Genomic DNA, 12558 nt, shown 5'->3' with positions numbered 1-12558 from the left:
AGGCGGGCAGGCCGGGTCAACGTCCCAGAAGGCACCGGACGACGTGGGACATGTGCTGGACATTCCCGGCCCGCAGCCAGTCCATGACCTGTCCGGTGCCCTTGCTGGACGAGAGGGGGCCGTCGGCGCAGTCGCGCAGCCAGGTCTCCCCGGCGCCGGCCGAGGCTCCCCTGAACTCCGGTAGATCGCGGATCCCACGAGCCGCCGTTCGGATGCTCGCCGTGCGGTCGGGGCCGCCGTTCAGAACCTTGCACAGTACGAACCAGTCGTCGGTGGTGTAGCGGAGGAGACCCCAAGGCGGGCCTCCGCCGCCCTGCACCTGAGCAAGAGCGGTGACTGGCTGCACGCCGTAGTCGCCATACGCGAGCCGCGACAGGTAGTCGCGGCCGCTCACCCCTACCTCGCTCCACATCTGCCAGTCGGCGCGGGGTTCTTCGTGAAGCTCTCCCAGTTCCAGCATGTCGTCCGTGACCCGGGGGAAGCTCCCGCCGAGAACGGCGGCCGTGCGCCAGGCCGCCAGGGGGTACAGGGCGTCCAGGGCCCGCAGCGCCTCCTTGCCCGCGTCGGGGCGGCCGGGGAGGACGCTGCCCAGGTCCAGCAGCAGATCGACGGGCACGTCGGGGGCGGCCCGTCCCAGGAGTTGGCCAACCGCTTCGGTCGTACGACCGCCCCACTCCCCCGGCACGCCCACACGAATGCCGACCCCGCAGCCATAGCGGTGAGCTGTCCCCAGGGCGGCCGACTGCTGGGCCATGCCGCGCTCGGGCCCGGTCACCGGTCGGAGCAGGCGGGAGAGCCCGGTGCACTCGGCCAGGATCTCCGCGAGCGCCGGTAGCTGCGCCTCCTCGGCGAACGGGGCATCGAGCCAGCCGGGATGACGGCGGTGCGCTCCCCTCACCTTGCTCAGTTCCCTCTGCCAGCGGGCCTTCGTCAGCGCCGACGCGGGCATTCCGGGGCACGGCGGAAGGTTCCACAGCGGGGCAATCGCGGCCTGTATGTCTGGCCGGACATCTTCGTAGGCCATCCGGGCGTGCTGCCGGACGGGTAGGACGGGAACGTAGAGCGGTTCGGCCATCGCGGCTCCCCCTCGGCACTGCCCGCGCGCTTTCCCTTCTCGTCAGGATCGGCGGACGGCAAGACGCCGGAAAGAGGCCCTTTCGGTCCGGATGGCTGGAACCGGCAAGTACCTGGTACAGCTGTGACACAGGATGTACTGTTTGTGATGCTCGGTGGCCGGTCACTTCATGTGAACGGCGCACGTGGGGGACTGAGTACTGTTCAGCCAAGTGCGTGTGATCCGTCCGCCGTGCGCCGGAGCAGTCCGCCGGGTGCTTCGCGCCCCGGCCGTTCACGATTGGCGCGAGGCTTGAACCACCGCTTAACGAGGCTGACGGTGCGCAACTTCCGCACCTTGACCGACACGAAGCTGCCTCTGGGCCCCTTGACCGTGATGGTCGGCCCCAACGCGGCAGGCAAGTCAAACGTTCTGCACGCCCTGGAGTTTCTGGGTGATGTGTCCCGCAAAGGGATCGAGTCGGCCCTGGAAGAACGGGGCGGATTCGACGCCCTGGCCTTCCGCGGCGGCCGGAAGCCGGTGTCGCGCATCACCGTTGGAGTTGAGGGCATCTGGTCCGACTTCGCGTCGGAGGAAGCGCCGGACCGCTACGAGTTGAGAGTCTCGCGCACCCGGCAGCCCGAGGGGGCTCGCAAACGCTACTCGATGTACCGGCGCGAGAGCTTCACGCAGCATCCGGCAGAGGGCACCGAGACGTCGGTGGAGCTGACGAGCGGTTCCTTGACGGTCAGCAGTCCACTGGACGCCGACGGAGCGGACGGGGCGGTCAATGTCGGGCGCATGGCGTCCGCCCTGCACCAGGACCAGCTGTTGCCGCTGACCGACGGCAGCCCATCCGCCCACGTCGTGGGCAAGGTGAGCAGCCACCTTTCCGAGATCCGGGTCTTCGATCCGGACGTCCGGGAGGCCCGGAAGCCCTCTCCCATCACCAAGTCAGGACGAAGCCTGGAGGACAACGCCTCCAACCTGGCCGATTTCCTGAAGACCCTTCGGGACATCAGAGACGAGGACGGTGACCGAATCGTCTGGGAAGCCCTGATGGAAGACGTCAGACGAGTGGTACCGCAGATCCGTGAAATCCACATCGTGGATGTTCCTGGGCACGTCGACCGCATCGCTGTCGAACTGGAGGAAGACGGCCTCCGGGGGCGCACGCGCCTGACCGAGGCATCGTGGGGCACCGTCCGCATCCTGTGCATGCTCGCGATCTTCCATGATCCGAATCCGCCGCTGTTGACGTGCATCGAGGAGATCGACCACGGCATCCATCCGCATGCGCTGAGCCTCCTCGCGGAACGGCTGCGCGAGGCGAGCGAGCGGAGCCAGTACCTGGTCACCACCCATTCGCCGGTCTTCGTCAACGAGTTGGAGCCCGAGGAGTTCGTCCCCTGCGAGCGCCGCCGCAGCGGCGCCTCCGTCATCCCGGCGCGGAAGGCAAGCGACACCCGTCGGGTCGTGGAGGTGTCCGAGTACGAGCCCATGGGGAACCTCTGGTACTCCGGGTCAGTCGGCGGGACGCTGTGAGCCCCGCCCGAGGCCGGCAGCGGTCGGTCATCGTGGTCGCCGGCGAGAGCGAGAACGACCGGAGGGTGCTCCAGCACCTGATACCCGCTCTTTTCCCCAGGTGCCCCAAAGTCGTGACGATCAACGACAAGATCAGGCTCGCGCCCGCCCAATTGCAGCTCAGCCCGCGGATCGACACGTTACGCAAGAACGCGCTGACCAAGGCGGCATCGGTCGGGGCCGAGCTTGCGGGCATCGTCATCCACGCCGACCTGGACAAGGTCTCGGCCGAGACGTACGAGCAGGTCCGGGACAAGATCACGGCCCAACTCCGCAAGAACATCCCCTGCGACACCGCGCTCGCGCTTTCCGCTGTGGAGATGGAGTCCTGGCTGATGCTCTTCCCCGCCGCGTTCCCGAAGGTGAAACGCAACTGGGCCATGCGACCGGAGGACTGCCGGAAAGACCTCACCAAGCTGGCCGACCCCAAGGAGCACCTCAAGAGGCACTTGGGCAAACCTCCGTACCGGGAGTCCGACTCCCCGACGATCATGGCTGCGGCCGTGGAACTCGGCCATGTCAGCGCCCGGCCGAGTGGCAATAACCGGTCGTTCAGGGACTTTGCCGACGAACTGGCAAGCTGGAAGAAGTAGGTATCGGGCTCGTTGCCCAACTTATCGCGGCAGGGGCTGTCAGCACCCCCGTATACCGTGGTATCGATCATCAGGGCACCGGCATCGCAAGGGGGACCGTCGTGAAGCCCACCATGGCCGCCGCGCAGCTGCGCGGCAGTCTGACGCAGTACCTCACGACGACGTACGCCCTCGCCGACGAGGACACCAGAAGCGCCCTCGAACGCTTCCTCGGACATCCCGAGACCGGCATCTTCCGGGGACCCTACCTGCGGATCAGGACACCGTTCCACCTCGCCGAAGACGGCTGGCAGCATGACGTGGAGGGAGCGGCCGGGTTCCCGGGGTTCGTGCCGTGGCGGCACCAGGCGAAGGCGTGGGCGCGGCTGTCCACCCTGCGCGGCGCCGCCCAGCCGACTCTGGTGACGACCGGCACCGGCTCCGGCAAGACGGAGTCGTTCCTCGTTCCCGTACTGGACCACTGCCGGCGGCAGAAGGCCGAGGGGCGGGGCGGAGTCAAGGCGGTTCTGCTGTATCCGATGAACGCGCTCGCCACCGACCAGGCGGGGCGCATCGGGGAGTATCTGGCGCGGCCGGAGTTGGCACAGGTCACCGCGGGCCTCTACATCGGCGACCGGCCCGACACCGACTTCCGGCGAGTGATGACGCGCCGGGAGGAGATGCGAGTGTCCCCGCCCGACGTGCTGATCACCAACTACAAGATGCTCGACCTGCTGCTGCAGCGCGGGGAGGACCGGAGCCTGTGGGAAGGCGCCGACCTCACCTATGTCGTGCTGGACGAGTTCCACACGTACGACGGGGCTCAGGGCACCGACGTCGCGATGCTGTTGCGCCGGCTGGCCGCCGCCACTGGCGCGTCCCGGCCCGGCAGGCCGCTGGGGTCGATCTGCCCGGTGGCGACCTCGGCCACGCTCGGCGAGGGGGCACCGGACAGCGGGGCCGGGGGCGTCCTCGACGTGGCGGCGCGGGTGTTCGGGATGCCGTTCCCCGCTGACGCGATCATCGGCGAGGAGCGGCTGACCGCAGATGAGTTCACCGGATCCGTGGACTACGAGCTGGAGGAGCCGCCCTCCCCGCAAGAAGTGGTGGCGGTATCCGGCGGGCCGGACGTGGAGGCCCAGCCCGACCTGCTGGATCTGGACGCTCTCGCCACGAGGCTGCTGGGCCGCTCCGGGCTGGACGCCTTCCGTATGGGGCGGCTGCTGAAGCGGCACGACTTCACCCATGGCGTGCTGTCCCTGCTGAGCGGGGAGCCGCTGGACGAGTGGGCTCTGCGGGACCGGCTGGCCCGGTTCGGCTACTCCTGGGGCCGCACCGCGCGGGAGAACCCGCGGCTGGTGCTCCAGGCGCTCGGCCGGTTCGTGGCGCTGCTGTCGGCGGCCCGCGACCCGGAGTCCGATGAGCGCAGGCCCCGGCCCCTGCTGCACATCGAGGCGCATCTGTGGGTGCGGCCCGTGACGCGGGTGCTGCGCGGAGTGGGGCGCGCCCCGGAGTTCCGCTGGTACGAGGACGATCGGACCGCCGCCCGGCGGGCCGCGCTGAGCGCCGCGCCGCCCGGCGACGAGGACCCGGACGCCTCGTCCGGGGGCTGGCCGTCGTCCTCCGCGAGCAGCCCGCAGCCGCTGCCCGGTGCCGACACCGCGCCGCGCCCCGCCCAGGTGCACCTGCCCGCCGTGTACTGCCGCAACTGCGGGCGCTCCGGGTGGGCGGCGCTGTCCCCCGAGGCCGATCCGCAACAGCTGGTGACGGCGCAGGACCGCATCTGGCGAGCCGCGGTGGGGCGGGACAAGCGGCGCATCCGCTACTTCATCTCCGCCACCCACGGCGAGCGGCAGCAGGCGCTCGACGCGCTGACCGGGGCGCGGCCCACGGACGGCAAGGGCGACCCGCTGTCGGTCATGGTGCTGGACGGCGGCCAAGGCACCTACCGGCTGCCCACCGCCGGTGATGACGGAGAGCTCGTCGACGCCTGGTTCGCGCGGGCCCTGCTCGACAAGAAGACCGCCGACCGCGCGGCGAAAGACGACCGCTGCCCGGCCTGCCACACCGACAACAGCATCCGCTTCCTCGGCACGGCCCAGGCGGCCCTCGCCTCGGCGGCCGTGACCCAGCTGTTCACCGGCGGCGACATCGCGCTCGTACCGGAAGAGCGCAAGACGCTGCTGTTCAACGACTCCACTCAGGACGCGGCGCATCGCGCGGGGTACGTAGCCAACGCCTCGTACAAGTTCTCGCTGCGTTCGCTCCTCGCCCACAATCTGGACGACTCAGGAGCCCCGACAGCACTGAACGAGCTGATCGGCCATGTCCTGGACTCGGTGGACGACGCGGAGGCCCTGGCCGCCGTGGTACCACCTGATCTGCACGACGAGCCGGGCGTCGACCGTCTGCTGTCCGGCCGCGGCACCGGCGACGCGCGGACCTGGAAGCTGATCGGGGAGCGGCTGGCGTTCGCGACCGTGATGGAGTTCGGGCTGCGCAGCCGCATGGGGCGCACCCTGGAGCTGACGCGCACCGCTGCCGCCGAGGTCGTCGTGGCGGAGCCCGACCGCGTCACGGACCTCGCCCGTGACCTGCATCTGGCTCTGCCCGGGCAGCTGTTGGCGGGAGGGGGCCTGCCCACGCCCGAGCGCTATCTGGCGTATGTGCGGGGGCTGCTCGAGCGGCTGCGGATGCGCGGCGCGGTGCGGCACCGCTGGCTGGACGATTGGATCAAGGAGGCTGGCAGCAACCGGTACCTCATCTGGGGACTCAGGCCGCCCGGCATGCCAGCCTTCCCTGAAGGGGTCGCCCCACCTCGCTTCCTGCTGGACGGGCAGAAGGACCGGTCCGAGTTCGACGCGGTCACAGGGCGCCTGGGCTGGTACCAGGACTGGACCCGCAGGTGCCTGGCGCTGGATGCCGCCGGGGCCGTGGAGTATCTGCGCAGGCTGCTGCCCGCGCTCGCCGAGGAAGGCGTCCTCGCCGTGCGGACCGCCCGCGACCGGCAGACCCGGGTCTACGGGCTGCAGCCGGGGCACATTCAGGTGCGGCTGCTCGGCGACAAGGTCGTCAACAAGGCATTCGTCAGCTGTGAGGACTGCGGCTGGCAGCAAGTGGTAGCGCCCGAGCGGCGCACGCGCTGGTATGGGCACCCCTGCCCCAGGTACCGCTGCGGGGGGCGGCTGACCGCACCACAGCCAGGTGTGCCCCGCAACGAAGCGGGGCTCCCTCACCTCGGCGGCGTCGCGCAGGAGCGGGACTACACCGGCGATTACTACCGCCGCCTCTACCTGACGGGCGGCACGTTCCGTGTCGTGACCGCCGAGCACACGGGCATGCTCAGCCGCCCGGAGCGGGAGCGGGTGGAGCGCACTTTCAAGGCGGGCACGCACTATACCGACCCCAACGTGCTGTCGTGCACGCCGACACTGGAACTCGGCATCGACATCGGGGAGTTGTCCGCCGTACTGCTCGGCTCCCTGCCCGCCGGACCGGCCAACTACGTGCAGCGCGCCGGGCGGGCCGGACGGCACACGGGCAACGCGCTGGTGGTCGCCTTCGGCGGACGCAAGGCACGCGACCTGTACTACCTGGACGACCCGAAGGAAATGATCGCCGGCACCATCCTGCCGCCGGGCTGCTACCTGTCCGCCGTGGAGATCCTCCGCCGCCAGTACACGGCCCAACTGCTGGACCTCGCGGCCCGTGGCGAACTGCGGACGTCCGACGGCGAAGTGCTGGCACCGCTCCCCCGGCTGTCGTCGGCCCTGTTCGGGACCAGCGGATGGTGCCAGGACCTGGCCGATGCCGCGCAGACCCGCGGTGCCGAACTCGCCGAAGAGTTCCTGGCCCTGTTCCCCGAAGACAGCAGCAGGCGAGAGTCCGACGGCTCCGACGGCACGGGCGTCTCGGCGTACGCGGCCGAGGAGCTGCGGGCGTATGCGACCGACGGCATCGTACGTGCCCTCCAGGAGGCCGAGGAGGACTGGACGGGGCGGCGCGAGGAACTGCGGCGCAGGATCTTCGCGATCGACGAGGCCGCCGAGCAGCTGGCCCGGTCGGACGAGACGCAGAACCGGGAGCGGCGAGAGCTGCTGGCCGAGCGCCGCAGCGCCGGGGACCTGCTGCGGGAGCTGAGCCAGTCGAGCGCCCACGCCACCCTGGTGGAGTTCGGTCTGCTGCCCAACTACAGCCTGACCGATACCACCACGCAGCTGGAAGCGACGCTGTATTGGTCCGAGAATCCGGGCGAGGAGGACGACGGACAGGAGGCGGGCACCGAGGAGGGCCCGGCCCGCAAGATCTTCCGCAGTGAGACACGGGACTACGAGCGGTCCCGCAAACTGGCGCTCACCGAGCTGGCCCCCGGCAACAGCTTCTACGTCAACGGCTACCGCCATGTGGTACGTGCCCTCGACATCGGCAGCCCCGATCGCAGGGCCTGGTCGGCATGGCGGCTCTGCCCCGCCTGCGGCTACGTACGCACCGAGCACGAGGACGCCGAGAACAACACCGCCCCATGCCCGCGCTGCGGCAGGCGGGAAATCGCCGACGCGGGCTGCGTGCAGTACGTACTCCAGCCGAGGCGGGTGTTCTCCCGCGACAAGCGGGACGACGCCCGGGTGCGGGACGACCGCGACGAGCGGGACCGTAGGCACTACGCGGTTCTCACCACGGTCGATGTCGATCCCGACCGGCTCGCCCCCGGCTCCTGGCGGCACCACACCGCGGTCTTCGGAGTGGACTTCACCCGCCAAGCGAAGATCCGGACGCTCAATCTCGGGCTGGACCGCGAGGACGGCAGCAGCACGGTGCCCCTGGCGGGACGGGACGTGCGGATCAACCCGTTCTTCGTCTGCACCAGTTGCGGCGGGGCGACCGCCGAAGGGCGTCCCGTAGTGGACGTACCGCAGCACGCGCTGACCGAGTCGGGAGCGGCGAGCACCCCGGCCGCGAGGCACCATCTGCTGTGGTGCCCGCGTCGCCGCGCCGGGGGATCCACTACCGGCGGCGGCTCGGGCGGGCAGGGCAGAGGACAGGATGTGCCGCTGCTGCTCGCGCACGAGCTGACCACGGAGGCCGTGCGCATCCTGCTGCCCGCGTCGATGGCCCGGGTCAAGGAGCGCCTCGCCTCGTTCACCGCCGCCCTGTTCGCGGGCATAGCGGCCCGTTACGGCGGCGACCCCGACCACATCGACATCGCCGAGGCGACGATGCCCGACCACGCGGGCGGCTTGGGCGCGGACTGGCCGAGGCGCTTCCTCGTCGTGTACGACCGGCTGCCCGGCGGCACCGGTTACCTGCACCGGCTCGCGTCCGCCGACGGCTTCCGGGAGGTGCTCCTCAAGGCGCGTGAGGTCATCGAGGAGTGCGCGTGCCGCGTGAAGGGTCTCGACGGCTGCCACCAGTGCCTGCTGCGGCGGGTCCCGGCCGCCGACTACGACAAGGTGAGCCGCAACGAGGTCCGGCAGATGCTCGACGAGCTGCTCGGCGCGGAAGGCGAGCGCTGGCAGACCTCGCCGGTCGCGACGACACGGCACATCCCCCTGCAGCGGCAGGCCGAGAGCGACCTGGAGGTCCTGTTCATCGACACGCTCCAGGACTGGGCCAAACTGGCCGAGTCCAGGGCAGCCGCGGACACGTACACCACATCGGCCGGTACGTACGCCCTCGATCTGCGGCTGACGGCGGCGGACGGCACGACCGTGAGCTGGCGCGTCTCCCAGCAGCGCGCGCTGGACGGCACCCGGCCCGATTTACTGCTCGAACGGCTCGACGCCCCCGGCCCGCGCGTGGCTCTGTATCTCGACGGCTACGCCTACCACGCCACCAGCGAGCACAACCGGCTCGCCGACGACGCCATGAAGCGGACCCGGCTCAGAGCCGAAGGTCTGCGGGTGTTCCAGCTGACCTATCACGACGTCAAGGAGTGGCGTCAGCATGTCAAGGACACCGGGTACGCGGCGGCGGGGCCGAGTGATCCTGTGTGGGAGCCGTACGGCACGAACGGCCGGAAGCGCGCCCGTGACTACTACGAGCGGGTGGGCCGGGGTCTGCCCGGCGAGCTTGCCGAAACGATGTGGGTCAATCCGGCCCGGCTCCTCCTGGCCTATCTGCGTGCCCCGGAGCCCGGGCGCTGGCAGCGGAAGGCGGAGGCGGTGGCCGCGGGCCTGAGCGGGACCGACGGCATCCGTACGACCGCCCTCGTCGGTGACGGCGTCGGCGAGGGCATCCGGGAAGCGCTGCTCGGCGGTACTCCCTCCGGGGCCGCGGGGCCGGTGCGCCTGCTGTCCGGCCCGGGCGCGTCGGGCTGCCGTCTCGTGCTGGCCGCGGACGGCAGGCGCACACCGCCGGTGTGGACGGGGCTCACCGTCCTGGACGACGGCGACGCGGCCCTGGCCGACGAGCAGGCGCACAAACGGCGCTGGCGGGCCTGGCTGTACTGGAGCAACGTGCTGCAGTTCCTGGAGCACGGTGGCGGTGACAGCGCCCAGCTCACGACCAGCATGCTCGACGGTTTCGCCACCGAAGCGCTCATCGTGACGGGCGGAGTGGGCTGGCTGACGTCGATGCGGATCCCGGTACCGGCACGGGCGGAAGATCACGCCGTCCCCATCGTCGCCACGCCGGCCGTGCCCGCTCCCACCCGTGGTGAGCAAGTCACGCCCCAGTCCGGGGCGCGCGAAGCAACCACGCCTACCCATCCGAAGCGGGACCCCGGCTGGGACCAGGTCATCGAATACCTCGATCCGGAGGAGCCGGGGCTCACCGGCCTCGCGCACGCGCTGGCGGACGCGGGTGTGCCCGCCCCCCGGGACGGCTACGAATTGGACGAGCACGGATGGCAGGCCGAACTGGCCTGGCCCGACAGACGTATCGGAGTGGTCCTGGCACCCCGCGTGGACCGCGCCGAACCGGACCACGAGGCAGAGGACCGGGACAAGGCGTTCACGGCCGCGGGCTGGGAGGTCCGCACCGCCACGGCCTGGGACGGGGCGCACCTGATCGCCCGTCTCACCGGCCAGGAGCAGAACAGCACGGTCACCAGCGACGGGGAGTCGAAGCGATGAACACCTCGGGCGTCACTCTGCGCCTGCTCGACAAGGCCGACAAGGAAATTCTCAAGCTCCCCCGCACGGTCAAGGGCGCGTTCTTCGACTTCCAGCACAAGTTCAAGACCAACCCGCACACCGCCGGCCTCAAACTCCAGCAGCTCAAGGGCGACAACAGGCTGTGGTCGGCGCGGGTCAACGACGAGTACCGTGCGCTACTGCTGCGGCTCGCCGAGGACGACTGGCTGATCGTCTCCGTCAAGCACCGCAAGGATGTCTACGACCGGCTGTCGTACGGCGTCAACCAGGTCACCGGCGGTATCGAGTACGTGGACCTGGAAGTGGTGGAGGACAGCGTGCTGCGCCGTCTGCCGCCTCCGCCCTCTTCGAAGACCGCGCCCGACGCGGCCCAGGCGCCCGCGCCGCCCGAGTCGGCACGGCCGCTGTTCGCCGACTGGAGCGACGGGCAACTGCTGGACCTGGGCGTCGCCGAGCCTTTGCTTCCGGTCATCCGCACGCTCACCACCGAGGACCAGTTGCTCGGTCTGGTCGAGTACGCGCCGCAACTCACCGGCGAAGTGCTGCTGTCGCTGTTCGACGGGGCGTCGTACGACGACGTCCTCGATCAGGTGACGAAGCCTGTGGCCACCGCCGAGCCGGTCGACCGGGAGGACTTCGCGGCAGCCGTACAGCGTCCGGCAACGGTTGTCACCACGACGGACGAAGCCCTCCGGGAGGCGCTGGAAAGCGGCGACTTCGGCCGCTGGAAGGTCTTCCTGCATCCCACCCAGGCCAAGCTGGTCGAACGGCGCTACAACGGCCCCGCCCGGGTGGGCGGCGGCCCCGGTACCGGCAAGACCATCGTCGCCCTGCACCGGGTGCGGCATCTCGTGCGGCATCTCTCCCCCGGGCGCGACAAACCCGTCCTGCTGACGACCTACAACAAGAATCTCGCCGCTGACCTGCGCTCCCGGCTCCTGGAACTGGGCGGCGAGGATTTGCTGGCCCGGGTCGAGGTGAGCCACGTCGATCAGCTGGCGCTGCGGATCGTCCGGGAAGCCGAACCCGGCAACGGCAAGCAGACCATCGACGACAGCCAGGCAGTACGGGAATGGCGTGCGCTGCTCGACGAGCTCGATGAGAACACCTGGGATCCGGAGTTCCTGCACGAAGAGTGGACGCAGGTCATCCTGGGACAGGCCGTCGGCACCCGCACCGACTACTTCCGTGCCCGGCGTGCCGGTCGCGGCAGGAACATCGGCCGCGCCGAGCGCGCCGAGATCTGGCAGCTCGCCGAACGCTTCACTCAGCGACTCGACCGTCTCGGGCGGCAGACCTGGGACCAGGTGGCCGAGCGTGCCGCGCGCCTGGAGATGGGCCGTGAGCAGCGCATCCTCGGCATCGCCCGGCAGCGGGAGGAGGCGGGCGGCCTCGACAACGTCCACGTGGCGGACGGCTCGGGAGGTTGGCTGCGCCACCGGTACCGGCACATCGTCGTGGACGAAGCCCAGGACCTGCGGCCCGCCCACTGGAAGATGCTGCGCGCGATGGCTCCTTGTGCGGCTGACGACCTGTTCCTGGTCGGCGACACGCACCAGCGCATCTACAAGAACCAGGTGACCCTCGGCAGTCTGGGCATCCATATCCGCGGCCGGTCCTCGAAGCTGAGCCTCAGCTACCGTACGACCCGGCAGATCCTCGGCTCCGCCCTAGGCGTACTGGGAGAGACCAAGTACGACGACCTCGACGGCAGCGAAGAGAACCTGTCCGGCTACCGGTCGGTGCTTAGCGGCAGCCGACCGACCGGGCACCCGTTCCCGGACTGGGCCTCGGAGCGGGAGGGTATCGCCGCGCTGATCAAGGAGTGGGACGTGGCTGCGGAGCCGACTACTCCGCACGAGCAGATCGCGATTTGCGTGCCCACCAACCAGATGGCGGCCGAGGTGGGCTACACGCTCAAGCTGCAGGGCATCCACTCGGTCGAGATCCGTTCCGACGGGCCACACGGCACCCGCGGCGTACACATCGGCACTATGTTCCGGTTCAAGGGGCTGGAGTACCAGCGGATGATCATAGCTGGGGTGACGGACGGTCTCGTGCCCAGGGAAGCCATCAACGCGTTGCGCGATACGGACCCCATGCGATACCGGCACGAAATCCAGCGATCCCGTTCCCTGCTGTTTGTGGCGGCCACCCGGGCACGCGACACCGTGGATCTCTTTTGGCATGGAACCCCTAGCCCATTTCTGAGTTCCTCATTGACAGACGCGACGGAGAGAATCGGCCGCTAAAT

At 69.9% G+C, this 12558-nt stretch carries 5 protein-coding genes; 4 read left to right on the top strand and 1 reads right to left on the bottom strand.

Annotated features, from left to right (window positions below):
- Positions 1-16: 16 nt before the first annotated feature.
- Entirely contained in the window at positions 17-1075 is a 1059-nt protein-coding gene (locus tag AC07FT_RS12955) for a beta family protein (protein ID WP_479176310.1), read from the bottom strand.
- A gap of 231 nt (positions 1076-1306) precedes the next feature.
- Here AC07FT_RS12955 and AC07FT_RS12950 point away from each other — a divergent pair, with 231 nt between their 5' ends.
- The 4 genes from AC07FT_RS12950 (at position 1307) to AC07FT_RS12935 (ending at position 12556) form a co-directional block, all read left to right on the top strand.
- Positions 1307-2599 (top strand): AAA family ATPase, encoded by a 1293-nt coding sequence (locus AC07FT_RS12950; RefSeq protein WP_479176309.1) that lies wholly within the window; start codon positions 1307-1309, stop codon positions 2597-2599.
- Positions 2600-2712: 113 nt separating this feature from the next.
- Positions 2713-3231: a hypothetical protein gene (locus AC07FT_RS12945; RefSeq protein WP_479176308.1), complete on the top strand. Its 519-nt coding sequence runs from the start codon at positions 2713-2715 to the stop codon at positions 3229-3231.
- A 101-nt stretch (positions 3232-3332) separates the two neighbouring features.
- Positions 3333-10283 (top strand): DEAD/DEAH box helicase, encoded by a 6951-nt coding sequence (locus AC07FT_RS12940; RefSeq protein WP_479176307.1) that lies wholly within the window; start codon positions 3333-3335, stop codon positions 10281-10283.
- Positions 10280-12556 (top strand): UvrD-helicase domain-containing protein, encoded by a 2277-nt coding sequence (locus AC07FT_RS12935; RefSeq protein WP_479176306.1) that lies wholly within the window; start codon positions 10280-10282, stop codon positions 12554-12556. Before AC07FT_RS12940 ends, AC07FT_RS12935 begins: the two co-directional genes overlap by 4 nt.
- The last annotated feature ends 2 nt before the right edge of the window (positions 12557-12558 follow it).

The organism is Streptomyces sp. NPDC045899 (assembly GCF_056431485.1).
Note: the sequence above shows the minus strand (reverse complement) of the source record. Positions and strands in the feature narration are given on the sequence as shown.